This is a genomic window from Paracoccaceae bacterium, assembly GCA_033344815.1.
GTDB lineage: Bacteria > Pseudomonadota > Alphaproteobacteria > Rhodobacterales > Rhodobacteraceae > Roseobacter.
In genome coordinates this window covers 4,808,848-4,833,521 of record JAWPMR010000001.1, presented here as the reverse complement: position 1 = coordinate 4,833,521, position 24,674 = coordinate 4,808,848, and the positions used below count along the sequence as shown (strand labels likewise).

Annotated in this window: 28 protein-coding genes and 1 tRNA gene; 15 read left to right on the top strand and 14 right to left on the bottom strand. The window is 56.6% G+C overall.

What is annotated here, in order from left to right; all coding sequences use genetic code 11:
* Window positions 1-245: 245 nt before the first annotated feature.
* The 3 genes from R8G34_22440 to R8G34_22430 all read left to right on the top strand — a co-directional run bounded on the left by R8G34_22440 (window position 246) and on the right by R8G34_22430 (window position 1,710).
* On the top strand, window positions 246-878 hold the full coding sequence (locus R8G34_22440) for a recombinase family protein (protein ID MDW3225615.1): 633 nt from the start codon (window positions 246-248) through the stop codon (window positions 876-878).
* Between the two features lie 121 nt (window positions 879-999).
* The gene (locus R8G34_22435) at window positions 1,000-1,143 is read left to right on the top strand and encodes a hypothetical protein (protein ID MDW3225614.1); all 144 of its coding nucleotides are present in this window, start codon (window positions 1,000-1,002) and stop codon (window positions 1,141-1,143) included.
* A 114-nt stretch (window positions 1,144-1,257) separates the two neighbouring features.
* The gene (locus R8G34_22430; protein MDW3225613.1) at window positions 1,258-1,710 is read left to right on the top strand and encodes a hypothetical protein; all 453 of its coding nucleotides are present in this window, start codon (window positions 1,258-1,260) and stop codon (window positions 1,708-1,710) included.
* A 63-nt stretch (window positions 1,711-1,773) separates the two neighbouring features.
* Here the strand turns inward: R8G34_22430 and R8G34_22425 are convergent.
* Window positions 1,774-1,857 (bottom strand) — tRNA-Leu (locus R8G34_22425).
* A 388-nt stretch (window positions 1,858-2,245) separates the two neighbouring features.
* Between R8G34_22425 and R8G34_22420 the strand changes: the two genes are divergently transcribed.
* A complete protein-coding gene (locus tag R8G34_22420; protein MDW3225612.1) occupies window positions 2,246-2,764 on the top strand; it encodes a Hint domain-containing protein in 519 nt (172 codons plus the stop codon).
* Here R8G34_22420 and R8G34_22415 read toward each other — a convergent pair.
* Window positions 2,761-4,422, bottom strand: a complete 1,662-nt coding sequence (locus R8G34_22415; GenBank protein MDW3225611.1) for an NAD(P)H-hydrate dehydratase — start codon at window positions 4,420-4,422, stop codon at window positions 2,761-2,763. The two genes, R8G34_22420 and R8G34_22415, sit on opposite strands and share 4 nt — an antisense overlap.
* Window positions 4,423-4,587: 165 nt before the next feature.
* On the opposite strand from R8G34_22415, the gene R8G34_22410 reads away from it, so the two are divergent.
* From R8G34_22410 to R8G34_22400, 3 genes are all read left to right on the top strand, one after another.
* On the top strand, window positions 4,588-4,926 hold the full coding sequence (locus R8G34_22410) for a P-II family nitrogen regulator (protein MDW3225610.1): 339 nt from the start codon (window positions 4,588-4,590) through the stop codon (window positions 4,924-4,926).
* A 48-nt stretch (window positions 4,927-4,974) separates the two neighbouring features.
* Window positions 4,975-6,378 carry a type I glutamate--ammonia ligase gene (glnA, locus tag R8G34_22405; protein ID MDW3225609.1) on the top strand — a complete coding sequence of 468 codons (1,404 nt, stop codon included), beginning with the start codon at window positions 4,975-4,977 and terminating at the stop codon, window positions 6,376-6,378.
* Window positions 6,379-6,553: 175 nt separating this feature from the next.
* Window positions 6,554-7,480 carry an alpha/beta fold hydrolase gene (locus R8G34_22400; GenBank protein ID MDW3225608.1) on the top strand — a complete coding sequence of 309 codons (927 nt, stop codon included), beginning with the start codon at window positions 6,554-6,556 and terminating at the stop codon, window positions 7,478-7,480.
* On the opposite strand, the gene R8G34_22395 is transcribed toward R8G34_22400, so the two are convergent.
* A complete protein-coding gene (locus R8G34_22395) occupies window positions 7,469-8,206 on the bottom strand; it encodes a DUF3445 domain-containing protein (GenBank protein ID MDW3225607.1) in 738 nt (245 codons plus the stop codon). The two genes, R8G34_22400 and R8G34_22395, sit on opposite strands and share 12 nt — an antisense overlap.
* Before the next feature lie 127 nt (window positions 8,207-8,333).
* Here R8G34_22395 and dddP point away from each other — a divergent pair, with 127 nt between their 5' ends.
* Complete coding sequence (gene dddP, locus R8G34_22390) at window positions 8,334-9,674, top strand: dimethylsulfonioproprionate lyase DddP (GenBank protein MDW3225606.1); 1,341 nt, start codon at window positions 8,334-8,336, stop codon at window positions 9,672-9,674.
* A gap of 620 nt (window positions 9,675-10,294) precedes the next feature.
* Complete coding sequence (locus R8G34_22385) at window positions 10,295-11,515, top strand: bifunctional alpha/beta hydrolase/OsmC family protein (GenBank protein ID MDW3225605.1); 1,221 nt, start codon at window positions 10,295-10,297, stop codon at window positions 11,513-11,515.
* Here the strand turns inward: R8G34_22385 and R8G34_22380 are convergent.
* The 5 genes from R8G34_22380 to R8G34_22360 all read right to left on the bottom strand — a co-directional run bounded on the left by R8G34_22380 (window position 11,512) and on the right by R8G34_22360 (window position 14,009).
* Complete coding sequence (locus tag R8G34_22380) at window positions 11,512-11,829, bottom strand: hypothetical protein (protein ID MDW3225604.1); 318 nt, start codon at window positions 11,827-11,829, stop codon at window positions 11,512-11,514. The two genes, R8G34_22385 and R8G34_22380, sit on opposite strands and share 4 nt — an antisense overlap.
* 9 nt (window positions 11,830-11,838) lie before the next feature.
* Window positions 11,839-12,405: a hypothetical protein gene (locus R8G34_22375; GenBank protein ID MDW3225603.1), complete on the bottom strand. Its 567-nt coding sequence runs from the start codon at window positions 12,403-12,405 to the stop codon at window positions 11,839-11,841.
* A gap of 146 nt (window positions 12,406-12,551) precedes the next feature.
* Complete coding sequence (locus tag R8G34_22370) at window positions 12,552-13,151, bottom strand: biotin transporter BioY (GenBank protein ID MDW3225602.1); 600 nt, start codon at window positions 13,149-13,151, stop codon at window positions 12,552-12,554.
* Between the two features lie 122 nt (window positions 13,152-13,273).
* The gene (locus R8G34_22365) at window positions 13,274-13,687 is read right to left on the bottom strand and encodes a DUF6314 family protein (protein ID MDW3225601.1); all 414 of its coding nucleotides are present in this window, start codon (window positions 13,685-13,687) and stop codon (window positions 13,274-13,276) included.
* Window positions 13,677-14,009, bottom strand: coding sequence for a hypothetical protein (locus tag R8G34_22360; protein MDW3225600.1), 333 nt, complete (start codon window positions 14,007-14,009; stop codon window positions 13,677-13,679). Before R8G34_22360 ends, R8G34_22365 begins: the two co-directional genes overlap by 11 nt.
* An 83-nt stretch (window positions 14,010-14,092) precedes the next feature.
* On the opposite strand from R8G34_22360, the gene purB reads away from it, so the two are divergent.
* The 4 genes from purB to R8G34_22340 all read left to right on the top strand — a co-directional run bounded on the left by purB (window position 14,093) and on the right by R8G34_22340 (window position 17,413).
* Window positions 14,093-15,397, top strand: a complete 1,305-nt coding sequence (purB, locus tag R8G34_22355; GenBank protein MDW3225599.1) for an adenylosuccinate lyase — start codon at window positions 14,093-14,095, stop codon at window positions 15,395-15,397.
* 94 nt (window positions 15,398-15,491) lie between these two features.
* Window positions 15,492-15,659: a carbohydrate-binding module family 14 protein gene (locus R8G34_22350; GenBank protein ID MDW3225598.1), complete on the top strand. Its 168-nt coding sequence runs from the start codon at window positions 15,492-15,494 to the stop codon at window positions 15,657-15,659.
* 98 nt (window positions 15,660-15,757) lie between these two features.
* Window positions 15,758-16,282 carry a hypothetical protein gene (locus R8G34_22345; protein ID MDW3225597.1) on the top strand — a complete coding sequence of 175 codons (525 nt, stop codon included), beginning with the start codon at window positions 15,758-15,760 and terminating at the stop codon, window positions 16,280-16,282.
* Window positions 16,283-16,354: 72 nt separating this feature from the next.
* On the top strand, window positions 16,355-17,413 hold the full coding sequence (locus tag R8G34_22340) for a FliG C-terminal domain-containing protein (protein ID MDW3225596.1): 1,059 nt from the start codon (window positions 16,355-16,357) through the stop codon (window positions 17,411-17,413).
* Window positions 17,414-17,549: 136 nt separating this feature from the next.
* Here R8G34_22340 and R8G34_22335 read toward each other — a convergent pair whose 3' ends face one another.
* Window positions 17,550-18,245: a DUF1223 domain-containing protein gene (locus R8G34_22335; GenBank protein ID MDW3225595.1), complete on the bottom strand. Its 696-nt coding sequence runs from the start codon at window positions 18,243-18,245 to the stop codon at window positions 17,550-17,552.
* A gap of 226 nt (window positions 18,246-18,471) precedes the next feature.
* On the opposite strand from R8G34_22335, the gene acnA reads away from it, so the two are divergent.
* The gene (gene acnA / locus R8G34_22330) at window positions 18,472-21,159 is read left to right on the top strand and encodes an aconitate hydratase AcnA (GenBank protein ID MDW3225594.1); all 2,688 of its coding nucleotides are present in this window, start codon (window positions 18,472-18,474) and stop codon (window positions 21,157-21,159) included.
* Window positions 21,160-21,162: 3 nt separating this feature from the next.
* Window positions 21,163-21,864, top strand: a complete 702-nt coding sequence (locus R8G34_22325; protein MDW3225593.1) for an SDR family oxidoreductase — start codon at window positions 21,163-21,165, stop codon at window positions 21,862-21,864.
* Window positions 21,865-21,871: 7 nt separating this feature from the next.
* On the opposite strand, the gene R8G34_22320 is transcribed toward R8G34_22325, so the two are convergent.
* Genes R8G34_22320 through ccmA form a run of 5 tightly spaced genes read right to left on the bottom strand, consistent with a single transcriptional unit; the run spans window position 21,872 to window position 24,649 of the window.
* A complete protein-coding gene (locus R8G34_22320) occupies window positions 21,872-22,411 on the bottom strand; it encodes a DsbE family thiol:disulfide interchange protein (GenBank protein ID MDW3225592.1) in 540 nt (179 codons plus the stop codon).
* A complete protein-coding gene (gene ccmD, locus R8G34_22315) occupies window positions 22,404-22,559 on the bottom strand; it encodes a heme exporter protein CcmD (GenBank protein MDW3225591.1) in 156 nt (51 codons plus the stop codon). Before ccmD ends, R8G34_22320 begins: the two co-directional genes overlap by 8 nt.
* Window positions 22,559-23,326 carry a heme ABC transporter permease gene (locus tag R8G34_22310; protein ID MDW3225590.1) on the bottom strand — a complete coding sequence of 256 codons (768 nt, stop codon included), beginning with the start codon at window positions 23,324-23,326 and terminating at the stop codon, window positions 22,559-22,561. Before R8G34_22310 ends, ccmD begins: the two co-directional genes overlap by 1 nt.
* Before the next feature lie 52 nt (window positions 23,327-23,378).
* Window positions 23,379-24,035: a heme exporter protein CcmB gene (gene ccmB / locus R8G34_22305; GenBank protein ID MDW3225589.1), complete on the bottom strand. Its 657-nt coding sequence runs from the start codon at window positions 24,033-24,035 to the stop codon at window positions 23,379-23,381.
* Window positions 24,032-24,649 (bottom strand): heme ABC exporter ATP-binding protein CcmA, encoded by a 618-nt coding sequence (gene ccmA, locus R8G34_22300; GenBank protein ID MDW3225588.1) that lies wholly within the window; start codon window positions 24,647-24,649, stop codon window positions 24,032-24,034. Before ccmA ends, ccmB begins: the two co-directional genes overlap by 4 nt.
* Window positions 24,650-24,674 lie beyond the last annotated feature (25 nt).

Sequence of the window (24,674 nt, the reverse complement as noted above, 5' to 3'; positions counted from 1 at the left end):
CCACGCCCGGTCTGCATCTGAACTGGCAGGACTGGCTGCCCTATCTCGAAGACAGTGACGACAGCGACGCTGAAAAACGCCAACTGATCGAAACCCTCTGTTCGATCATGCTCTCCTTTGTCGACCTCGGCTGGGATATCGTTCGCCCTGAAAAAAACCAGTGGACAAAGTCTTGATCTGACCGCCGCGCTGCGCGCCGCTGTGCTAAACTCGAAGGAGCAACCCGAACGGCAAAAGGAGGAGGCATGAACCCGGAAAAACCCAAATTGCTGATATATTGCCGTGTGTCTTCCGAGGGACAGGAGGCGGACGGGCACGGTCTTGAATCCCAGGAAACCCGCTGTCGCCAATACGCGCACAGCAAAGGGTACGACGTTGTCGCGGCCTTCCCCGACACGATGACGGGCGGCGGAGACTTCGTGAAACGGCACGGCATGGTCGCGCTCTTGTCGTTTCTGGATGCGCAACCGGATGAAGAGTTCATCGTCATCTTTGACGCCCTGAAACGATTTGCGCGTGACCGCGACTTTCATTTCCGCCTGCGCCAGGCCTTTCGCGACCGCAACGACAGGCTCGAATGTCTGAACTTTACCTTTGATGAAACGCCGGAGGACGAATTCGTGGAAACGATCTTCGCCGCGCAAGGACAGCTTGAGCGCAAGCAAAACGCCCGTCAGGTCGGGCAGAAAATGACAGCGCGCATGGAATCTGGATATTGGATCCACAATCCGCCTGTCGGGTATGTTTATAAGAAAGTTTCTGGGCGCGGTAGGATGCTGTTCCAGAACCCGCCCTTCGACGACATCGTCAAACAGGCTTTCGAAGGCTATGCCTCAGGACGTTTTGAAACGCAGGCAGGGGTTAAGCGCTTTTTTTGAATCCTATCCCGACTTTCCACGCGACAAGTACGGGGAGGTCAAACAGCAGCGTGTCACCGACATTCTGACGCGGCCCGTCTACACCGGCCATATTTGTTCAGAAAGATATGGCATCCACTGAATGAAAGCGCAGCATGAGCCCCTCATCTCGCTGGAGACCTTCGACAAGGTCCAGCAACGCCGCGCGGGCGTCGCCAAGGCCCCGAAGCGCAAGAACATCGCAGACGCCTTTGCGTTGCGCGGGATTGCCATCTGTACCTGCTGAGACGTTCCTCTGCGGTCCTCTTTTGCCAAGGGCAAGCAAGGCAAACTCTACCCCTACTACCTTTGCCAAACCAAAGGCTGCGAGGCTTACGGGAAATCCATCAAGCGCGCGCAGTTGGAAGATGGTGTTGGTGATATCATCAAAACGCTGCAACCAGAGCAAACCTGCATGCGGCTCACTCGCGATATGTTCCGCTATATCTGGGAGGCCCACCCCAATCAGGCAAAAGCTGTGATCCGGGAAAGCAAGCGCCAGATTGCGCAGATCGATAAGGAAATCGACAAACTGCTGGATTTGATAATGGCCGCAGGCAAGGCCACAGTGATCCGTCGCTATGAAGCAAAGATCGAACAGCACGACCATGACAAGGCCCGCCTGGCCGAAAATTTAACAAAACAGACCGAACCAAGAGGCACCTATGAGAAAAACAAGAGCCCGCTCTGGCGTTTCTCGCAAGCCCTTGGAGAATCTGGGAAACACCGGGGCCTAAGCAGATTTTTTTACGCCGTTGGTGCTAAAACTCGCCCTGAAAGACCGCATCCGATACTGCCGAAACGAGGGCGCTAGAACCCCCGAAATGGCGTTTGCATTCAAATCGCTAGGGGGTACGAAGGACAAGGAATTCCTTTTTGGTGCGGGTGAAAGGACTTGAACCTTCACTCCGTGAGGAACTGGTACCTAAAACCAGCGCGTCTACCATTCCGCCACACCCGCACGAATGCGCTGCATAATTGACCGCAATAAATCTTGCAAGCCAGATCTATGCGGATTTCACCACTTCGCACCAACACCCGCGGCAAAAAGCGAGGTAGTCGATTTAACTACGCCCACTTACATATTCGAGCTTTTCTGCAATCTGTGTTGCAACCAAGTAGAAATGTCACTCGGTTTGCAAAGCAGGAATGTCGCCAAAGAGCGTTGAGGGTACAAACCCAAAACTGGTGCGTCGGCCAATTCCGCCACACCAGCATGTAAACCGGTTCACGTCGCCTTTGGCGAACACTGTCACATAGTGCGAGCAGGAAATTTTTTGCCGCCGTTAATAAGACGTTATCTCAAATTGGTTTCAACTGGGAGACAGGTTGATGAAGGGAAAACGCCTATGGAACCCAAGGCGGTCCAGCGCGTCGGTGGAACTTTCCGCCAGACAGACCAGATTTTGAAGAGTGACACTTCCGGTGCGGGGTTGGTGTCCGGAACACGCATTCCTACTTTGGACAGGGATGTACCGGTCGAGCAACTGTGCGTCGGATCGCACGTGCTCACGCGCGATTTCGGACCGGTGCGTGTCATCGACATCGAAACGATCAGCTTGATCACCCCGGTCGTCTATATCATCGCCGGATCTATCGGACACACGCGGCAGGACCGTGATGTGATGCTTACTGGCGATCAGACGATCATGGTACGGGACTGGCGTGCACAGGCCCTCTTTGGGCAAGCCAACGCCCTGACACATGCGAGCGCTTTGATTGACGGCGAATTTGTCCGGGACCTTGGGCAGCAGGCGGTCACGGTGTACCGCATTCATTGCACGTCGCCGCAACTGATTTTTGCGGATGGGTTGGAACTGGGCACGGCGAACAACCAGTTTACCGAAGTTTGCCAGCGCGCCGCTTAGATGGCGTACGAACTCAGAACTTTGGGAAGCTCTTCCGCCAGATCTTCGGCAATCAGCCCGGGGCCAAAGGAGCGCGCGCATTCAGCGTGTAGCCATACTGCTACTTCCGCCATCACGATCAGATCACCTGACAAACGCGACGCGGCCAGGCCGGCAATCAACCCGGCAAGAACATCACCCGCGCCGGCGGTCGCCAACCAGGGAACCGCTCGGTCATAGGCGGCCGCGTGCACACAGGCTCTGCCGTCTGGTGTCGCGATCACCGTATCCGCACCTTTCAACAGGATCACGCAACCAGCACGTTTTGCCGCAAGGCGCACCACATCAATCTTGGAGCGCGTGTCACCCAAGGCCGCAGCCAGATCTGGAAACAACCGGGCAAATTCGCCCTCATGCGGGGTCAGAATCGCCCGTTCATGCAGCATCGCAAACAGCGCGTCTGGCGTAGCGGCAAAACTGGTCAGCGCATCGGCATCCAGCACCACGACCGGGCGGCGCGGACTTTTTTCCCGTTTCAGAACCGCTGCGACCAGTGCTTTGGTCCGCGCACCAACCCCCAGTCCGGGACCAATGCAAAAACCGGACACCCGGTCATCTGCCACATCGTGGAGGCGTTCTGGATCATCAAGGCCGCGCAGCATCACCGCATTCAAATGCATCGCATTCTCCAAAACAGCCGCTTTGGGACAAACAAGCGTTACCAAACCTGCACCGACGCGCAGAGCGGCGCGCGCGGCCAAGCGCCCTGCCCCACCGCGCCCGACGCCCCCAGAAAAAACGATCACATGACCAAAGTCATACTTGTGCGCGCCGCCGCAGGCTTTAGGCAGCACACGTCCCGGCCAGCCCTTTCCTTTGAGAGCGCTCAGACCGCTGGCGCCAAAGTATCTTGGCTCGGTCAGTCGAACTCTTTCAATATCTGGCAGAGTTCCGATCAAGCTGCATTCTAGCCCGGCACCACGCAATCCGATGTCAACGATATGTAAGGCACCGCATAATTCCGGCCCCTGCCCAAGGTAATGGCCCGGCTTGGGGGTATGAAACGTCACCGTAAGATCCGACGCGTTTTTACGGTGTGGTAAAGCAGCATCATCTGTCGCGCTTGTCTTGGTCGGGCCAATGAAGCGTCCGGTGTCAAGGTTCAGCCCGGAAGGGCAGTCAACGGCAAGTCGGAAAACATCACCCGCGCCGATCCAGTGTTCCGGCATGTCAGCCGTCAGCACCCGAGCCACAGCGGCAGGCAGCGGACGGGTCAATCCAATGCCAAAAACCGCGTCGATGATCACGTCTGGTTTTGCCCCCGTAAGACAGTTTTGCGCCGACCAGGGGTGCACCGCGTGATGTTTGGCAAAGCGGTTATGGTTTTTCTGCGCGTCAGGCGGCAGTTTCTCGGGATCCCCAAACAGGTAGACATCAACCGTCCATCCGCGATCCGCCAATAGCCGCGCGATCACAAACCCATCGCCACCATTGTTCCCCGGCCCGCAAAGGATCAAGGCGCGATGGGGCGCATCGCGCTGCAAAGGTGCATGTTGATCCAGCGCCTCCACCACGCCCTGCCCCGCAAGCTCCATCAGGTCCAGCCCTAAAACTTCGCCGGATGTGATCGCGGCCTGTTCGAGCCCACGCATCTGTTCAGCGGTCAGTAATTCAGTCACGCTCGCCTCATCGATTCATTTGTGATTAAAAAATAGACGTATTGCACATTTTTTGATCTGCATATCCGCAAACCCCCTTACGGCTCTCTCCAGTTTACGCCTAATTATGGACCCTGCCAGCCCTTAATGGTCTGTCCATCGTGAGCTACGGCAAGGGAGACTATCATGAAAAAAATCGAAGCGGTCATCAAACCGTTCAAACTCGATGAGGTCAAAGAGGCCTTGCAAGAGGTCGGCGTTCAGGGGCTTTCTGTCATCGAAGTCAAAGGGTTCGGTCGTCAAAAAGGCCATACAGAGCTTTATCGGGGCGCAGAGTACGTTGTGGATTTCCTGCCCAAAGTGAAAATCGAGATCGTTTTGGATGACGATCTTGTAGATGCTGCCATTGAGGCCATCGTAAATACCGCAAAGACCGAAAAAATTGGGGACGGCAAAATTTTTGTCACGCCGGTTGAGCAATCGATCCGCATCCGGACGGGCGAGACAGGGTCTGACGCGCTCTGATCCGCGTCACCGTTACACCATCATTCCAACCAAAAGGGATATACCAGAATGAGCACTGAACTACTCAAGATGATCAAGGACGAGGACGTCGAATATGTCGACATCCGTTTCACAGACCCGCGCGGGAAACTGCAGCACGTCACGGTGATGTCCGATCAGGTAGACGAAGATTTTCTCGAAGAAGGGTTCATGTTTGATGGCTCCTCCATCGAGGGTTGGAAATCCATCGAAGCGTCGGACATGAAGCTGATGCCAGACACGGATAGTGCCTATATCGATCCCTTCTACGCTGAAAAAACCGTTTGCCTGCATTGCTCTGTTGTCGAGCCAGACACCGGCGAAGCTTACGAGCGCGACCCACGCGGTACGGCACAAAAAGCTGAAGAATACCTGAAATCCACAGGTATCGGTGATGTGGCCTATATGGGTCCAGAGGCGGAGTTTTTCCTCTTTGACAATGTGCGCTACTCCAACACCATCAACAAAGTGTCCTACGAAGTAGATGCGGTTGATGCGTCCTGGAACACAGACACCGAATACGAAATGGGCAACATGGGCCACCGTCCGGGTGTAAAGGGCGGCTATTTCCCGGTGAACCCGATCGATGAATCCCAAGACCTTCGGTCGGAAATGCTCTCGACCATGAAACGTCTGGGCATGAAAGTGGACAAGCACCACCACGAAGTTGCGTCCTGCCAGCACGAATTGGGTCTGATCTTTGATTCACTGACCAAACAGGCAGACGAGCTGCAGAAATACAAATATGTGATCCACAATGTCGCACATGCCTACGGCAAATCCGCCACCTTCATGCCGAAACCCATCGCGGGCGACAACGGCACGGGCATGCATGTGAACATGTCGATCTGGAAAGACGGCAAACCTGTCTTTGCAGGCGATAAATACGCGGATCTGTCACAGGAAGCGCTGTATTTCATCGGTGGTATTCTGAAGCACGCCAAAACGCTGAACGCTTTCACCAACCCCGGCACCAACAGCTACAAGCGTCTGATCCCGGGTTTTGAAGCGCCTGTTCTGCGGGCATATTCCGCGCGTAACCGTTCGGGTTGTGTCCGGATACCGTGGACAGAAAGCCCAAAAGCCAAGCGCGTAGAGGCTCGTTTCCCGGACCCATCCGCGAACCCCTATCTGTGTTTCGCCGCCCTGTTGATGGCGGGTCTTGACGGGATCACCAATAAGATCGATCCCGGCGAAGCGATGGATAAGAACCTCTATGACCTTCCCGCAGAAGAGCTGGCCGGCATCCCAACCGTTTGTGGTTCCTTGCGTGAAGCCATCGAATCGCTGTCAGCAGATCAAGACTTCCTGCTCAAGGGTGACGTGTTCACCAAAGATCAGATCGATGGGTATATCGATTTGAAAATGGAAGAAATTGAAGCATACGAGCATACACCTCACCCGGTTGAGTTCGCGATGTATTACAGCTGCTGATCTAGCGCGGCGCATCCCGCCGCGCCTTCAAATGGTCTGAAACAACACAAAGGCGCCCTTTCTCGGGGCGCCTTTTTTTGCCTAACGGAGCGGGTATCAATTCCAGATTTTGAAAATTGAGCGTTTTCGTGCATTGTCAGCAGGTATTTTTATTAACCAATTTTGGAGATATCCCATGACGCTGTTTTTCTCGCGCCGTACTTACAATGCCTCTTCATCAAAGTTTACCAATAACCCGGCTCAACTCACGCGGTATGTTCGGATCACCCAGGGTCCCGACGCGAGCGGCAGATGGCAAGGCGGGATCATCTCTCAAAAGGACTGGCTGGACCAAGTGGATGCAGAGGGTGACACCGATGAGGTGATGATTTTTGTGCATGGTTTTAACAACGACCAATTCGACGTGCTCAGCCGCTTTGACAAAATCCAGGCGGGCTTGCGAAAAAACGGCTATCGCGGCGCGCTCATCGTCTATGATTGGCCCAGCGAAGGGAACGTCCTTGCCTATGACAACGACAAGCGCAACGCCAAAGCAACCGCGCGCTTCCTTGTTGAGGATGGCATCATCCCTCTGGTAGAACGCAAACCCAACAGAAAGATCAACCTGATCGGGCATTCCATGGGGGCCTACCTGACCCTGCGCGCGATCTCGGATTTTGACGATTCCGCCACTCCCGGATCCGGCGCATGGCGGCTTAACGAGATGATGTTCGTCTCTGGGGATGCCGATGCGCGCTGGTTTGGCCGCGGTGCCTGGGCCTCGCTGCTTCTGGCGCATCGCAGCAAGAGATTTACAAATTATTTCAGCCAGTTGGATGAAACTCTTAACCTTCCGGCGATTCTTGGAAATGGTCTGCAGAAACGCGTTGGACGCGCTGGCATGCCGCCCGTGATCCATAAGAACCACGTCGACGTTTACAGCCATGAACAGTATCTTCAGGACGTCGCACCCGAAGATCAGACCCCGACTTACTCTCATCAATGGTGGTTTGATAACGACAAGTTCTACAAGGATGTTGCTTTGACGCTTGCCGGCCAGGACGCGCATGACATGCCTACTCGCAGACGGATGAACACAACCGATCTGGCCCTACTGAGCTGATGTGGCGACCACATAGCTGTGGATGGAAAACACCACGGCTTTTGTCTGCGGCAGCCTGACAATGCTCTGGCGTTCAGCGCGCTGATACCGTGCCTGCGCCTGCCCCGGCGCGACGAGATGCGGTGTTACGACGGAGCGCGGTTGGAACAGGTCCGGGTCGTCATACCAAAGCCGGTTGTGCCGCCAGAGCGGTCGCCCGGCCTGCACCCCATCAAAAAGGCGCTGCACCCGGCGCGCCATTTGGTCATCGTAAGCCTCAACCGGTTCATGAATCGCGATCAGGGGTCGCCCCGCCTTTTCACTCAAACGCCAACTCGCCGGGAAGCATAAAATCGCAGCGACCAGCACATGGGCATCGTCTTGCTTGTCCAGAATACAGATGTCTTCCTGCAAGATCTGCCCCAACACGGCCAATGGTGCATCGCTCGTTAGATCAATCGAATACCCATCGGGGCACCGGCAATTTGACCCTGACAGCTCAAAGCCGAGAGACGGCAAAAACCGGCACACTTCGCCAAGCGTTTCTTGCGCGGCCTCCGCCGCCTTGGGTCCCTGCCAGAACACATCCTGACGTCGCGCCGCGATCAATTCTCGCCGGTAGGCCATCTGCGCACCATACGCCTCGTCTACCTTCAACCATGCGTCTGGCATCAAGGCCTGAACACCGGGCAAAGCCCTTTCTTGCGCCATATCCTTTGGCATCTGATCATGCAGAATCTCGGTCATATGAAGCAATTATCGGCACGCGCAGGCGATGTCTTCGAAAAACGACGCGTGAAGGTGTCGCAATCGAGCAAACCCGCACGCGCATTTCGCCTCAGAGTGATGGTGATAGAGACCCGTCGAGGCGACCATGAATCAACATTATCGCGATGCCCGCAAGATCGACCCGAGCCGCGGTGCCGTGCTGGGAGATGGGACGCCAAACGACATGGACCGGGTGGAAATTGGCCCCACGCAGCTGGCCTTCAAAGAATGGGCGGAAGCCGGGTTGGAATTGCCAAATCTCGCCGCGATGCGCGCCTATCGCCACGCCCGCCTGACGCAGCACGTAGTCGCGCGCGATTATGCTGGCGTGTTGATGTTTGACCCGCTCAACATCCGCTATGCCACGGACAGCACCAATATGCAGCTTTGGAACACCCACAATCCATTCCGGGCCGTCCTGCTGTGCGCAGATGGCTACATGGTCATGTGGGATTACAAGAACTCGCCTTTTCTCAGCAAATTCAATCCATTGGTGCGAGAACAACGCTCAGGCGCTGATCTCTTCTATTTTGACCGGGGGGATCAGGTCGGGGCCGCGGCAGATGTTTTCGCCAATGAAGTGCGCCTGCTGCTGGCCGAGCACGCGCCCGGTCTTGGACGTCTCGCGGTGGATAAGATCATGTTGCACGGTTTGCGCAGTCTTGAACGTCAGGGGTTTGAGGTCATGGACGGCGAGGAGGTCACCGAAAAATCACGCGCCATCAAAGGTCCGGATGAGATCAAGGCCATGCGCTGTTCATCCCATGCCTGCGAAACAGCCGTCCGGATCATGGAAGACTTTGCACGCACCCATGTGGGCGATGGCAAAACCTGTGAAGATGACATCTGGGCCGTGCTGCATGCTGAGAACGTGCGCCGGGGTGGCGAATGGATCGAAACCCGGCTTCTGTCATCGGGTCCGCGCACAAACCCATGGTTTCAGGAGTGCGGGCCGCGCGTTTGCCAGAAAAACGAGATCATCAGCTTTGATACGGATCTTGTTGGGGCTTACGGGATTTGCACGGATATATCGCGCAGTTGGTGGATTGGCCCCGAAAAGCCTCGGCCTGACATGGTCTATGCCATGCAGCACGGTGTGGAGCACATCATGGAAAACATGCAGATGTTGAAACCCGGTGTCATGATACCGGAGTTATCCGCTGGCACGCATGTTCTGGACGCGCAGTTCCAAAAACTGAAATACGGCTGTCTGATGCATGGCGTAGGGTTGTGTGATGAGTGGCCATTGGTGGCCTATCCTGATCACGCGGTAGCAGGCGCCTACGATTATCCGCTGGAGCCGGGCATGACGCTCTGCGTTGAAGCCTTGATTTCCTCAGAGGGTGGGGATTTTTCGATAAAGCTCGAAGATCAGGTGCTCATCACAGATGACGGATTCGAGAATCTGACAACCTATCCCTTTGATCCTGCCTTGATGGGGGCTTGACCCTCAGGCAGATCCGAACTTTTTCATTGCCAGCGCGAGACGCCGGGATCTGCAAAGGTCTTCAGGCTTTCAGGGTTGCGAATTTTCCACTGCTATGGGCGGATTTATGCGGGCGCGGCCGATGTATGCTTGCGCAAGGAATACGTTGCGGCAGCACCCCGTTTGCCTCCACTGAGGTTTTCGCGTGGGCACTCGACATCACAGTACCCGTGAAGAGGACTTCAAGGTCCAGAACAACGGCACCAGTCGCATCAGCTTGTCAAATTCATGGATCATCCGCGCGATACCTGCCCTCGTTCCGCTCAATTTTTCCGATGACGCGAGAGATCCAATCGATGCGGCCAAGAGGTATTCCTTCCAAACCGGTGGTAAATGGCTAAGCCCTCGCTGCGGTTCTGCTGCTGACCGCCAAGGGTGGTTTCGATTCTGCAGCACGTGGCACGACGCAAAAGGCAACCAAGACTTTGAGCCTCCCGGGAATACCCCGCGCTTCAGGGCGTGTTCTTGGTTGCACTTTTCCATTCAATCCGACAAACGCGTCACCTCCGCGTGAAGAGACCGACACAGACCTTGCCACTGGCTGACCGGCCCCCCACTCTGTCATACAAAGGAGCACTGCCATGCCAACCGAACGCATCACTTTTCCAGGCCATGATGGCTCGCAACTCGCCGCGCGGTTGGATTTGCCGGAGGGGCCGCATTTGGCCACGGCGATTTTCGCGCATTGTTTCACATGTGGCAAAGACATCCCCGCCGCGCGCCGGATCGCTGCGCGCCTGTCTTCCATCGGCATCGCCGTGTTGCGCTTTGATTTTACCGGGCTGGGCCATTCGGGTGGCGAGTTCGCCAATACATCCTTTACTTCAAACGTGGATGATCTGATCGCGGCCAACCACTTCCTGTCGACCCGGTCCATGACGCCCTCACTGATCATCGGACATTCCCTTGGAGGAGCGGCGGTGCTCAAGGCAGCAGCCGCACTTGACACCATCAAGGCCGTGGCGACGTTGGGCGCGCCCTTTGATCCCGAACATGTGACCCATAATTTTGCAGAGGCCCTGCCGCAGATCGCCGCCGAGGGAGTCGCCGAAATCTCTCTTGGCGGGCGTCCGTTCAGAATTGGCAGAAGTTTTGTTGATGATGTGGCACAGGAGCAGATGGCCCCTGCAATTGCCAAGTTGAACGCCGCCCTCCTGGTGCTGCATGCGCCCGGCGATGAAATCGTTTCAATTGACAATGCAAGTCAGATTTTTCTGGCCGCAAAGCATCCCAAGAGCTTTGTGACGCTCGACAAGGCGGATCATCTGATCACGCGCACGGAAGACGCTGAATACGCGGCAGATGTGATCGCAACCTGGGCACGACGCTACATCAAGCTGGCACCACCTGCTCCACCGCCCGGCGCTCCGGAAGGCGTGCTGCGCATCTCCGAGGCAGACAAGGCCGGGTATCTGACCGATATCACCTCGTCAGACGGGCACCATCTGTTGGCGGATGAACCTCAGGCTTATGGTGGCACCAACAAGGGTTTAAGTCCCTATGGTTTTCTCTCTGCGGGTCTGGGCGCCTGTACCTCCATGACCATCCGCATGTATGCCCGGCGCAAAGGCTGGCCGCTGGATCATGTTTCCGTGGATGTCAGCCACAACAAGGTGCATGCACAGGATGCGGATACGACGGTGGGTGAAAAGATCGACACGTGGCGCAGACGGATCAGCCTCACCGGTAAACTGAGCAATGAACAGCGCGCACGCCTGCTTGAAATCGCTGATAAATGCCCGGTGCATCGCACGCTGGAACGCAGTTCAACTGTCATTACCGAGTTGGCGCAGCCTGCTTAGCGTCGGCCTCTGATGCCACCTGCCGGTCTGTGGATCGGTGCACTGGGTCGGTGCGGGCGTGAAAAACCCGGATCGATAGGTCGGCTGGGGCGGACGGGACGATCCGGGCGGTCAGGTCGTTCAGGTCGCACCGGGCGATCTGGCCGGCTTGGCGCGGCTGGACGGTCATACCCATAGTAATAATCGTTCCACAAAACCGAATCGTAATAGACCGCGCCACTTGTGCTGACGCCGGCGGGATCACAGGCGGAGAGGCCCAAGACGGCCCCGCCCAGGGCCACGGCCAGGGCAAGCTTTTTAGGTTTCAAACGCATCTGCTCCCCCTACCTTACGACCTTAAAAGACGCCATCATCTCGTTGATATCATTTATGATATCCACATCTGATCCCGCCTCGAACACAACAACAGAAACAGCCACCCGCCCGTTGGGCATATCAATAGTGATGGCGGTGAATTCGAGCGGCTTGCCACCGCGTCGCCCGGTGCCTGAAAACGTCTGGGCAGGTAATCCGGCGATCCGGCGAGACCTGGAGGTTTCAACTTGAGCATCCTTGACCAGAAACTGCCCAATGTCCGTGAGATAGTCGCGCGCATCCGCCAACGAGGCGACGCCATGCGGGGATACAAACCCGACCCATATCCCCTCGTGGGTTTCAGGCGTCAGGCCAAAGATACGTGAGACATCGCGAAAGTTTTCAGCATCTGGCGCCGTGAGATCACGAAGACCTCCGGTTCGGACAGACCAGAAGTCGGGCACCTCAATCTGAAACAGCGCTCTTTCGCCGTCGGTATAGGTCATGGGCGTGCCCGCGAAACCGGCGACCGGTGCCACGAGAAAACCAGCAGCGATGGCAAGGCTTCTTGTGAGGTTCAACATTTTCAGACGCATGGGCGCGATCCTTTTTCTGGCGCTACCCCAAGGAGCGACACTCAGATGATTTTGTCCAGTTCAGTTTGCAAAGCGACAGATTTCAAACCAAGAAAAAAGCCAGAGACGATGCTCTGGCTTTCCTGTGATCCTATAGGGATGTGTAGTTAGCTGCGCGCGTTGCCGATCAGCTTCCACAAGGCGGGCAGTAGGGCTGCGGCCAGCGCGAGTTTCAGGAAATCACCGATCAGGAAGGGTGTCAGACCCCACTCCAGGATCGGCTTGTCCCACCCATAGAGCATGCCAAGCCACGCCAGACCGGGGATATAAATCAGGACGTTACCGATCAACATCGCCAGTGCCATCCAAGCCGCGGAGCGATCCCAACCGCGCTGCGCCAGAAAGCCGAGCATCACGGTGGCAAGCACATATCCCAGCAGATAGCCGCCGGTGCCGCCCATCATGTATTCAAGGCCAAACTTCTCTGCCGTGGATCCCGCAAATACATCAAATCCAAGTGCGCCGATGATCATGTATCCAAGGATCGTCACCAACCCGAGGCGCGCTCCATAAGCGGCACCGATTGTTAAAACCGCAAATGTCCCCATGGTGATCGGCACCGGCCACATTGGCACTTTGATCTGCGCCGCCATCGTCAGAAGAGCGATACCAACCACAACCAGTACGGCTTGTTTGGCGCGCTGTGCAGAACCGGCGTTTGGCCCGAAGGTCTCTGCCAGGACGGAATGAGAAGCGGACAGTTGCATGGAATTGTGTCTCCTGTTGAGAATGCGTTGGCCCATGAATGCCGCAGCAGCAGCATCTGTGCAAGGCCTGTCGCGCTAAAACCGCGCATTTTGGAAATGCTAAAAGCACAGCATAAGGTGCGCTAACTGCGTTCGTAAAAACTGTGCATTTTGTAGGATTTTTTCGGTCCGCGCACTTGCCAAACGGCAGTAAAGCAGGGCCACGCCCCAAAATCATAGGTCACATCATAAGTATCAGGATCGCACCAATGTGACGCTCGGCCACCCAATGCCGGAACGCGGTGAAAGAACCGCCCGTCGTCAAAATACACATCCAAGTCGGGAGCCCAGCGATACCGCCGCTCTGCCTGCATTTGAGGACCTTGCCCCATTTGCAGATGCCCTGTTTCCAAATAATCCAGCCCTCTATCGTCACCATCCCACAGGGCGGTTCCCTGAAAACGGGCCTGCGTGCCGTCCCCATGCGCAATCTTGCGATCAAGCTGCCATGTGCCTGCGAAATCCGCCAGAACGCGCGGCCTCGTCTCAATCGGCATAAGACGCATCCGTGACATCTCCGCCCTGCCCGATGAATCGAAGCTTTTCGCCGGCACGCGCCATGTCATAACACGCCCACAGATCGGAGGGCGGCCATTGGCTGCAATATTGATCGCCCTGCACCCGCCAATACCCCCAGCTGTCAGCGCCCGCATTGTATAGCGTACGGCCTGTGGCGCGAAAATCCTGCCACGCGTTTTCATATTGCAATGTACGACCCGTCAGTGCCGCGCGAATGGCATCCCCGCTCAATGGCGTCCAATCCTGCGATTGGGCCATCACCGGGCAAAAGATCAGCGCTGCGACCTTCAATGCTCTCATTTCATCGGCTCCCGCCTTGTGGCTCATGCCGGTGCAGTTTAAGAGCGCGACAAGCCCAAGACAAATGCCAAAAAGGTAAGCTGATGATCCCTCGCTATTCCCGTCCCGACATGGTTGCAATCTGGTCACCGGCCACAAAATTCCGGATCTGGTACGAGATTGAGGCCCATGCCTGTGATGCGATGGCCGATCTGGGCGTGATCCCGCGCGAAAACGCCGATGCGGTTTGGAAAGCCAAAGACGTTGAATTTGACGTCGCGCGCATTGATGAAATCGAAGCGGTCACTAAACACGACGTGATCGCGTTTCTGACGCATCTGGCCGAACACGTAGGCTCAGATGAGGCGCGGTTTGTACATCAGGGCATGACTTCCTCGGATGTGCTGGATACCTGTTTCAATGTCCAACTGGTGCGGGCCTCTGACATTTTGATCGAGGATATGAAGGGTCTTTTGGCCGCGCTGAAATGGCGCGCGCTGGAGCACAAAGATACCGTCCGTATCGGGCGCAGCCACGGCATTCACGCAGAACCGACCACAATGGGCCTGACTTTCGCGCGGTTTTATGCGGAAATGGATCGCAACCTGAACCGTCTGGAAAAAGCACGCTATGAGATCGCAACCGGCGCGATTTCCGGCGCGGTTGGCACATTCGCCAATATCGACCCTGCCGTTGAGGAACATGTCTGCGCAAAACTGGGACTGGAACCGGAGCCCATCAGCACGCAGGTGATCCCACGCGACCGTCATGCCGCATTTTTCGCAGCCCTCGGCGTTGTCGGCAGTTCCATCGAAAATATCGCCACCGAAATCCGCCATATGCAGCGCACCGAGGTTTTGGAAGCGGAGGAGTTTTTCTCTGCTGGTCAAAAAGGATCCTCCGCGATGCCGCATAAGCGCAACCCGGTGTTGACCGAAAACCTGACCGGATTGGCGCGACTGGTGCGCATGGCGGTTGTACCAGCGATGGAGAACGTCGCGCTCTGGCATGAACGCGACATTTCCCACAGCTCAGTCGAGCGCAACATCGGTCCCGACACCACGATCACGCTGGATTTTGCATTGGCACGGTTGACGTCAGTGGTCGATAAATTGGTGATCTACCCCGACAATATGCTGGCCAATATGAACAAATTTCGCGGTTTGGTGATGAGCCAGCGTGTATTGCTTGCCCTGACCCAAGCCGGGGTCAGCCGCGAGGACGCCTATAAACTGGTGCAGCGCAACGCGATGAAAGTCTGGGAAGAAGGCAAGGACTTTAAAACCGAGCTTCTGGGGGATGCTGACGTGCTGGCCGCGCTGAGCGCGGAGGAGATCGAAGAGAAGTTCGATATCGGGTATCACACCAAACACGTCGACACGATTTTCAAACGGGTGTTCAAAGACTAGGCATGATCGCGGCGCCAGGGCACGAAACACCTTATTTTGGTTGACCGCTTGCGTGCTCCTGCTACCTTAGCGTTGCAAACACAGGAGAACCGCAATGACGATCAAGACTTTGGCCGCCGCGGTGGCCCTCACCGTGACGCCCGTTTTGGCATTCGCCGAAGGATGCAATTACGGCAAGAAAGAAGAAATCACGATGTCCTGCGCAGCGGGCACCGTTTATGATGCGACCTCGGGCACATGTGTCACCGGCGTCAGCAGCTAAATCATAAAAATTTTATTCAATCACGCGTCTGTGATTGAATAAACCCCCCCTCTGATCCGTTACTCTCTTACATGGTTTCTTAAACGAGGATATTTGTAATGATGCGGATTATCTTGGGCGCTGCCCTGCTTTTTCCAACAACACTACTGGCGGCCGGCGGCGGCAATGATGAACCGCCCATCAAACCGGCGATTGCCTGTGAGGGAGCGCAGGTGTTTGACGAACGCATACGGCGATGCGTCGACCCAAAAGAAAGCAGTCTTGATCGGGATCAATTGTATCAAACCGTACGCCACATGGCCTATGCGGGGCGCTACCATGATGCGCAGGTTGTTCTGAGTGCGATGGACGCGGACGATCCGGGCCGCCTCACCTACATGGGTTTTACACACCGCAAGTTGGGCAACATTGAACTTGGGAACATCTTCTACCAGCGCGCGATTGATCAGGATCCCGGCAATATTCTGGCCAGATCCTACATGGGTCAGGGATATGTTGCCGCTGGCGATATGGTGGCCGCGTTGGTGCAATTGCGCGCCATTCAAGAGCATGGCGGCACGGGCAGTTGGTCGGAAACATCCCTGCGCAAAGCCATCGAAACCGGGACAACTTACAACTACTGATTTCAGCCAATGTTTACCTTTATCTGCCAAGCATCACAGTAACTTTTACTGAGGCGGATATAGATGACAGAAATGGTTCCAATGGCGCCCTTTCCGGCCTTGCCGGGAACGGGCGGTAGCGCTCCTGCGACGCTCAGCCGTCGCGCAAAAGCAGCGATTGTCGTGCGTTTGCTGCTGAACGAGGGTGCCGATATTCCACTGGAAGATCTGCCCGAAGACCTGCAAGCGCATTTGACCAAGCAGATGGGTTCGATGCGTCTGGTCGACCGCGCCACACTGGCCAGTGTCGTGTCCGAGTTTGCGGATGAATTGGAAAACGTCGGACTGTCTTTTCCCGGTGGCATGGCGGGCGCTCTGGAGTCCCTTGACGGGCGCATTTCCAAGCAAACGGCGACCCGCCTACGCAAGGAAGCAGGCGTGCGCCAATACGGCGACCCCTGGGCGCGCTTGAAAGATATGAGTCTGGAAAAGCTGCTTCCGGTGCTCGAAAACGAGAGCGTCGAAGTAGCCGCAGTCCTGCTATCCAAAATTGACGTAAAACGTGCTGCAGAGTTGCTGGGACAATTGCCGGGGCCAAAGGCACGACGCATCACCTACGCCGTTTCACAAACCAGCGCAGTCACGCCTGACGCGGTGGATCGCATCGGGATTTCGCTGGCAACCCAGCTCGACGCCGCACCACTCGAAGCGTTTGACAGCGGTCCCGTGGAGCGCGTGGGGGCGATCCTCAATTCAACCAAATCCGTCACCCGCGATGACGTCCTGGAAGGACTTGATGAAACAGATGCAGGCTTCGCCGAACAGGTGCGCAAGGCAATCTTCACTTTCGCCAATATCCCGAAACGAATTGCACCGCGCGACGTTCCGCGATTGATCCGCGAGCTGGTGCAGGAAGACCTGTTGATCGCCCTGACAGGTGCCGAAGCTGCCGGTATGAAAGCGTCAGCAGACTACATTCTGGAGAATATGTCGGCGCGAATGGCGGACCAACTGCGAGAAGACATGCAAGACAGAGGAACGGTCAAAGCCGCAGAGGCCGATGAAGCCATGACGCGCATAATAGGAATAGCCCGCGACATGGAGGCTTCAGGCGATCTGCTCTTGGTGGTTGATGACGGCGATGAGGGCTAACCAACAGAAAGGGTGCTCCATGGAACTGGGGCGCCGCTGTCTTGGGTAAAGGTCATTTCAGCACGCGTGGTCCCGCTCGTGCAGACGCGTTAACAAACGGAGTGAAAAGAACTTCCCTCCTGCAAGGGCGCGCCACTCATCTGATGCGGGCTGCCGCCAGAATAGGTCCCATTTTGGCAGCCTGTATCAGCACCACCACCGGATCATCACCTGGCACAACTGCTGACAGGGAAAGGGGCGTGCGCCCATCCCATTCTGCCAAAACCTTCCATTCCTGCGTCACGTTTGCATAGGCAATCGTGTGACCGGCGTTTTCGCCGCGGGTGATGCGTGCCTCACGGTTCGGTTTGTAGCGCAGGATCTGCACGATCATTGGGCCAGCCATGGGTTGCAAAGTCTCCGCATCAATTCGAACTTCGTCCCCGGCTTTGGCGACGTCAATCCGGACGCTTGCAGGCTGCTCTTTGTGAATGGCGATCGCCTTGGAAACCTCCATCGGCTTGGTCCCGACAATATCAGTCTGACCGTTCACAATCATTTCCGGTGTGTAGATTGAGCGTCGCCCGGCCGTTGTTGCATAGGCACGTTGGCGTTCTGCGTTGCGCGGATCCGCAAATTCATCCTTCCACCCGATATAGTCCCAATAATCCACATGCAGCGCGAGAGCGATCACATCGTCGCGCTCGGCCAACGCATGAAGCAATTTATCTGCCGGAGGACACGACGAACATCCCTGCGATGTAAACAGCTCTACGACGACAGGTCCGTTTTGTGCAAAAACCGGAGTTGCCATAAACCAGACAGCTGCCAAGAGGGGGGACAGTATTTTCATGTGATTCCTTGCAGGTTCTTGAACGCCATGTTGCACCCTAAAAGCTCTGCGTTGTAATGACCAATCAAGGTTTCTTGAGAGATCGAGAGCAAAATCAGGGCTATTCGGTACACAATGGTATACATTTATGCCCTGGCACGCCGATTTGAGTTGATCTGCCCATCCCCTTAGGGCATTCAGCACCCAATCCGAACAATGATCCAGCTCAAGCCAGAGGAAATCTCTTATGCCCATTACCGTTGGTCACGATACGTCAAAGACACGCAAAACTCTGAGCGTTGGCGCCCAGAGCGTTGACTATTACTCCATTCCCGCCGCGACGGCCGCAGGCCTTGGTGATTTTGCAAAATTGCCCGCCGCTCTGAAGGTCGTGCTGGAAAACATGCTCCGCTTTGAGGACGGCAAGACGGTCACGACGGACGATATCAAGGCCTTTGCGCAATGGGGTACACAGGGCGGTAAGAACCCGCGCGAGATTGCGTATCGCCCTGCCCGGGTTTTGTTGCAGGATTTCACTGGCGTGCCCGCGGTCGTCGATCTGGCCGCGATGCGCGATGCGATCATCAGCCTTGGCGGCGACGCGGAAAAAATCAATCCACTGAACCCGGTAGATCTGGTGATTGACCACTCGGTGATGATCGACGAATTCGGCAACCCCCGGGCTTTCCAGATGAATGTCGATCGCGAATATGAGCGCAACATGGAGCGGTATACGTTCCTGAAATGGGGTCAGAAGGCGTTTAACAATTTTCGCGTCGTACCTCCCGGAACCGGGATCTGCCACCAGGTGAACCTCGAATATCTGGCGCAGACCGTCTGGACAGACACCGATCAGAATGGCGAAGAAGTCGCCTACCCTGATACGCTTGTGGGCACGGACAGCCACACAACGATGGTCAATGGTGCCGCCGTTCTGGGCTGGGGCGTTGGTGGTATTGAAGCCGAGGCTGCGATGCTCGGGCAACCAATTTCCATGTTGATCCCCGAAGTTATTGGGTTTGAGTTGACCGGTTCCATGATGGAAGGCACCACCGGTACCGATCTGGTTCTGAAGGTCGTTGAAATGCTGCGCGCCAAAGGCGTTGTCGGCAAATTCGTTGAATTCTACGGTGAAGGACTGGACCGCCTGCCATTGGCGGACCGCGCAACAATCGGCAATATGGCACCGGAGTATGGTGCCACTTGTGGGTTCTTCCCGATTGATAGTGAAACGCTGCGTTATCTGCGCACAACTGGTCGGGACGAAGACCGGATTGCTCTGGTTGAGGCCTATGCCAAGGAAAACGGGTTCTGGCGTGGCGATGACTACGCGCCCATCTATACCGACACCTTGCATCTTGACATGGGCACCATCGTGCCCGCGATTTCCGGCCCGAAACGCCCGCAGGACTATGTGGCGCTGGATCAAGGCCAAATCGCTTTCCGCCGCGAAATGGAAGAAACCTTCAAACGTCCGATGGGTAAGGAAATCGCCGTCGCGGGCGAAGACTATACTATGGAAAGCGGCAAGGTCGTGATCGCCTCGATCACCTCTTGCACCAACACGTCCAACCCCTATGTGATGATCGGTGCCGGGCTGGTGGCACGCAAAGCCCGCGCTTTGGGCATGGACCGCAAGCCTTGGGTGAAAACGTCGCTGGCGCCGGGATCTCAGGTAGTTTCAGCCTATCTCGAGGCCGCGAACCTGCAAGAGGACCTCGATGCCATCGGGTTCAACCTCGTTGGTTACGGCTGTACAACATGTATTGGGAACTCAGGTCCGATCCAGAAAGAACTGTCTGAGGCGATTGCCGAGGGCGATTTGGTCGCGACATCAGTCTTGTCGGGAAACCGCAATTTTGAAGGGCGCATCAGCCCGGACGTACGTGCCAACTACCTCGCATCTCCCCCACTGGTTGTGGCTTATGCGCTGGCGGGTACGCTCGACATCAATCTGGCACAGGACGCCATCGGGCAGGACCAAGACGGCAATGACGTCTTCCTCAAAGACCTCTGGCCCACAAGCCAGGAAGTCGCAGAACTGGTGGAACAGACCGTCACCCGCGAGGCCTTTCAAACCAAATACGCCGATGTCTTCAAGGGTGATGAAAAATGGCAGGGCGTCAGCACCACGGACAGCAAAGTTTATGATTGGCCCGTATCCTCGACTTACGTCCAGAACCCGCCCTATTTCCAGGGCATGGGCAAAGAGCCGGGCACCATCAGTAACATCGAAAACGCCTCCGTTCTGGCGATGCTGGGCGACATGATCACAACCGATCATATCTCCCCCGCGGGCTCGTTCAAGGATACCACACCCGCCGGGCAGTATCTGATCGAACGTCAGGTGCCACAGCGCGAATTCAACTCCTACGGGTCGCGTCGCGGTAACCACGAGGTGATGATGCGTGGGACCTTTGCCAACATCCGCATCAAAAACGAAATGCTGGATGGCGTCGAAGGGGGCTACACCAAAGGCCCCGATGGCGCGCAGACCTCAATCTATGACGCGGCCATGGCGTATCAGGAAGCTGGCACACCGCTGGTGATCTTTGGGGGCGAGCAATACGGCGCCGGATCTTCGCGTGACTGGGCGGCCAAAGGAACCGCGCTCTTGGGGGTAAAGGCGGTTATTGCAGAGAGTTTTGAGCGCATTCACCGCTCTAATCTGGTTGGCATGGGCGTGATCCCGTTTGAATTCACCGGTGGTGACACGCGCAAATCCTTGGGTCTCACGGGGGATGAAACCGTGTCCATCGCGGGCCTCGATACGATTGAGCCACTGCAGGAGGTGCCTTGCACCATCACGATGGCGGATGGCAGCGTCAAAGAGATCGCGTTGAAATGCCGGATCGATACCGCAATCGAAATCGAATACATCGAACACGGCGGCGTGCTGCACTACGTACTGCGTAATCTCGCACAGGCGGCATAATACATGCGCGTGGCACTGATCACCGGTGCCGCGCGGGGTCTCGGGCGAGAAATCGCGCGGGATTTGGCACGTGATTATCACGTTGCCATGACTTATAGATCCACCGATCCGGGGCCGCTTTTATTGGAGCGGCCCGGGATCTTCGCGCTGCATGCGGATCTATCCGATCCTGCCGCAGCTTCGGATGTTGTCGCCCAAACCATCGCCAAATTCGGGCGGCTGGATGTTTTGGTGAATAACGCCGGGGCGATCAAACCGACCGACATGCAAGCCGATGATTTCAGCGATCACAGGCTGAATTTTGACGTAAACATAATCGCTCCCATGATGCTCTTGTCTGCTGCCCTGCCGCATTTGGAACGCGGTGCCAGTGTGGTGAATATCTCGTCGGTCAACGCGGTGTTGCCCGCGATGGGGGCTGCGGCTTATTCAGCGAGTAAAGCCGCTTTGAATACATGGACACGCGCCATGGCCAAGGAACTGGGGCCGCGCGGTATTCGCGTTAATGCGGTGGCCCCCGGTGCAATCAATATCTCTGAGACCCCACGTTCGGCTGAGCTGATAGCGCAATTTGCGCAGATGACCGCCTTGGGACGCATCGCCCAGCCTCAGGATGTTGCCGCAGCCGTGCGTTTCCTGGCCTCGGATGCGGCAGGTTTTATCACTGGCGAAATCCTTAATGTGGACGGGGGCTACAGGCTCTAGAGCGGCCTTAGTTTTGCAGCGCGTCCTCAAGCGCGGGCAGAAAACGTTGTTCATAATCGCTCCCCACCAGCGGTCCGGCGAAACGAAAAAGCACCGTTCCCTCGGCATCCAGAATAAACGTTTCCGGCGGGGCGGTCACACCCCAGTCAATTGCGGTACGCCCCTGGGGGTCATATCCAACCGCCAGAAATGGGTTGCCATCCCCGTCCAGATAGGAGATCGCAGGCCCTTCGGTGTCTTTAAAATTCACCCCGACGATCGGCATCCCCTCCGCCGCCATTTTCAGCAAATTGGGATGCTCTGCACGGCACGGCGGGCACCAACTGGCCCAAAAATTCACCAATGTCACTTCTCCTGTCGCCATTGCCTCCGGTGTCACCGGGGGATAATCTCCCAAGGCAACCTGTGTGATTGCCGGCGCGCTTTTGCCGATCATCGTGGAGGGCAATTGGCTTGGATCATCGCGAAACATGCCGACACCGGCCATGACCACAAAGGCCGCAAAAATCAGCGGTGGCGCGATCATAAGGGGCGAGATCTTAGCCATCCGGATTGATCCTCTTCTCAACGCTCTCCAGCGCTTCGCGCGCGGCACGACCTTTGCGCAGTGTAAAGATCACCAAGACCAGAAGAAGCAGGATTGAAACACCATAGGCCGACAAGACAGCATCGGCGTATTTGCCAAGATCGGGCATCAACTACGCGCCTCACGGGCTCGCAATGCGCGGGTCCGGCGCAGGCGTATTTCAGTACCGGTGCGGTAGAGGACAAGTGCCAGAAACAAGAAAACAAACCCGGCGATGCACACCAGCAGCGGGAAATAGAATACATCCGCCACGTTTTCTTCTTTGTCGAGGCTGAGCGAGGCGCCTTGGTGCAGGCCCTGGTTCCAGAAATTCACCGCATAGCGCGACAAGATCGCGAACACGGAACCGACAAGGCACAAAACGGATGTCAGATCTGCGGCCGTATCGGGATCCTCAATGGCCTCCCACAGCGCGATGTAGCCGAGATAAAACAAAAATAGGATTAGGAACGACGTCAAACGCGGGTCCCATGCCCACCATGTACCCCACATCGGCTGTCCCCAGATCGCCCCGGTACACAGCGCAATCAGCGTCATCACCACGCCCACAGGGGCTGCGGCCTTGGCCGCCAGCGCGGAGACGTGGTGACGCCGGATCAACCAGATCAGCGATGCAACCAGCATCATGACCCAAACATTGATCGCCATCATCGCAGATGGCACATGCAGGTAGATAATTTTGACCGTAGACCCCTGCCGGAAATCATCTGGCGTGAAAAAGAATCCCCAGATCAGACCTACCACCAGGCAGACCAGCGAGAGCCCCCAGAGCGCCGGCAGAATACGTTGGCTGAACCCCAGGAATTTTACGGGGTTGGCATAGCTCCAGAAACCCGACGGGCGTTTTGGCTTTGGGGTATGATCGGTTACGGACATAGGATTGATTTAAGCCTTCCTACGCCTTGGCTCAATGGGCAAATCGTCTCGCTCACCGCAAATTCACTCTGAGAGCAGCGGCCGAAGCAAAGGGCATAACGGCGATAACGCCTGCGGTAATCCCGGCGAGCATCAGGAGCGGCGTTGTTGCGTCCATGCCACTGGCCCCCCGGCGCGCGGCCTCGGCCCCGAAAATCAGCGTAGGCACGTAAAGCGGTAAAACAAGAAGCGACATCAACAACCCTCCCCGCTTGACCCCGACCGTGAGGGCCGCGCCAAAAGTACCGATGACGGAAAGCGCAGGCGTGCCCAGAAGCAGGGATATCACCAGCCAGCCATAACCCGCGGTCGGCAGATTCAGCAAGATGCCAAGGACGGGCGCAGCGAGAACCAAGGGAAGCCCGGTGCTGATCCAATGGGCCAGCGCCTTGATGCTGAGACCTGCCTCAAGCGGCAGCGGGGAGGTCGCCAGCAAATCCAGCGTGCCATCCTCCCAATCCAGCGCCAGCAACCGATCCAGCGATAAAAGGCATGCCAGCAAGGCCCCGAGCCACAGAATGCCGGGCGCTATGCGTGACAGAAGTTCGGAATTCGGGCCAACTCCAAAGGGCACCAAGACAGTCACGATCAGGAAAAACGCGAGTCCCAAACCAAATCCACCTCCTGCGCGGAAGGCCAGCATCAGGTCGCGTTTCAACAGCGCTTTCACAAAAAGGCCTCGTCACTGGCCCCGGCGCGCAGATCTAGGGATGCACGATAGGGGCTGATGTCCAGAACGTCGGCCTCAAGACCCAGGTCTATATGGGTGGCAATGAGTGCCGAGCCGCCAGCCGCCAAATGCACGCGCACGGCCTGTGCAAATTGAGCAACGGCCGCCCTATCCAAAGAGACGGTCGGTTCGTCCATCATCCAGATCGGTCGCCCGGTGACCAGCATGCGCGCAAGCCCCAACCGGCGTTTCTGCCCCGCCGATAACGTTCCGGCCAAGCGGTCCTTGAGGGGGTGCAGCAAAAAGGCGTCAAGCGCAGGCGCGATGTCCTGTTGGCCAAAAACATCCGCCCAGAAGGTCAAGTTTTCGGTGACCGACAGCATCGCCTTGAGGCCGTCAGAATGGCTGGCGTAGGCAATTGTGTCCTCTGCGCCCTCGATGTGTCCCGACAAGGCGGGTTGCAAGGCCGCCAAGGTTCGCAGCAGAGTCGTTTTGCCCGAGCCGTTCGGTCCCCGCAGGATCAACGCCTGCCCCGGGTTCAGCGTGAAAGAGAGCCCTTCGAGCACTGGGACGCCGCCGCGCACGACGCAGAGATCACGGATGGTCAATGTCATGGTGCAACCGTTAACCGAATGCCGC

Coding starts and splice junctions, on each gene's coding strand:
- R8G34_22385 (MDW3225605.1), top strand. CDS start 10,295: ATGCCAACCGAACGCATCACTTTTCCAGGCCATGATGGCTCGCAACTC.
- R8G34_22370 (MDW3225602.1), bottom strand. CDS start 13,151: ATGCAACTGTCCGCTTCTCATTCCGTCCTGGCAGAGACCTTCGGGCCA.
- glnA (MDW3225609.1), top strand. CDS start 4,975: ATGAGCACTGAACTACTCAAGATGATCAAGGACGAGGACGTCGAATAT.
- R8G34_22435 (MDW3225614.1), top strand. CDS start 1,000: ATGAAAGCGCAGCATGAGCCCCTCATCTCGCTGGAGACCTTCGACAAG.
- ccmD (MDW3225591.1), bottom strand. CDS start 22,559: ATGCCCGATCTTGGCAAATACGCCGATGCTGTCTTGTCGGCCTATGGT.
- R8G34_22310 (MDW3225590.1), bottom strand. CDS start 23,326: ATGTCCGTAACCGATCATACCCCAAAGCCAAAACGCCCGTCGGGTTTC.
- dddP (MDW3225606.1), top strand. CDS start 8,334: ATGAATCAACATTATCGCGATGCCCGCAAGATCGACCCGAGCCGCGGT.
- R8G34_22365 (MDW3225601.1), bottom strand. CDS start 13,687: ATGCCGATTGAGACGAGGCCGCGCGTTCTGGCGGATTTCGCAGGCACA.
- acnA (MDW3225594.1), top strand. CDS start 18,472: ATGCCCATTACCGTTGGTCACGATACGTCAAAGACACGCAAAACTCTG.
- R8G34_22420 (MDW3225612.1), top strand. CDS start 2,246: ATGGAACCCAAGGCGGTCCAGCGCGTCGGTGGAACTTTCCGCCAGACA.
- ccmA (MDW3225588.1), bottom strand. CDS start 24,649: ATGACATTGACCATCCGTGATCTCTGCGTCGTGCGCGGCGGCGTCCCA.
- R8G34_22340 (MDW3225596.1), top strand. CDS start 16,355: ATGGTTCCAATGGCGCCCTTTCCGGCCTTGCCGGGAACGGGCGGTAGC.
- R8G34_22360 (MDW3225600.1), bottom strand. CDS start 14,009: ATGAGAGCATTGAAGGTCGCAGCGCTGATCTTTTGCCCGGTGATGGCC.
- R8G34_22335 (MDW3225595.1), bottom strand. CDS start 18,245: ATGAAAATACTGTCCCCCCTCTTGGCAGCTGTCTGGTTTATGGCAACT.
- R8G34_22350 (MDW3225598.1), top strand. CDS start 15,492: ATGACGATCAAGACTTTGGCCGCCGCGGTGGCCCTCACCGTGACGCCC.
- R8G34_22325 (MDW3225593.1), top strand. CDS start 21,163: ATGCGCGTGGCACTGATCACCGGTGCCGCGCGGGGTCTCGGGCGAGAA.
- R8G34_22380 (MDW3225604.1), bottom strand. CDS start 11,829: ATGCGTTTGAAACCTAAAAAGCTTGCCCTGGCCGTGGCCCTGGGCGGG.
- R8G34_22320 (MDW3225592.1), bottom strand. CDS start 22,411: ATGGCTAAGATCTCGCCCCTTATGATCGCGCCACCGCTGATTTTTGCG.
- R8G34_22400 (MDW3225608.1), top strand. CDS start 6,554: ATGACGCTGTTTTTCTCGCGCCGTACTTACAATGCCTCTTCATCAAAG.
- R8G34_22375 (MDW3225603.1), bottom strand. CDS start 12,405: ATGCGTCTGAAAATGTTGAACCTCACAAGAAGCCTTGCCATCGCTGCT.
- R8G34_22395 (MDW3225607.1), bottom strand. CDS start 8,206: ATGACCGAGATTCTGCATGATCAGATGCCAAAGGATATGGCGCAAGAA.
- purB (MDW3225599.1), top strand. CDS start 14,093: ATGATCCCTCGCTATTCCCGTCCCGACATGGTTGCAATCTGGTCACCG.
- R8G34_22440 (MDW3225615.1), top strand. CDS start 246: ATGAACCCGGAAAAACCCAAATTGCTGATATATTGCCGTGTGTCTTCC.
- R8G34_22410 (MDW3225610.1), top strand. CDS start 4,588: ATGAAAAAAATCGAAGCGGTCATCAAACCGTTCAAACTCGATGAGGTC.
- R8G34_22345 (MDW3225597.1), top strand. CDS start 15,758: ATGATGCGGATTATCTTGGGCGCTGCCCTGCTTTTTCCAACAACACTA.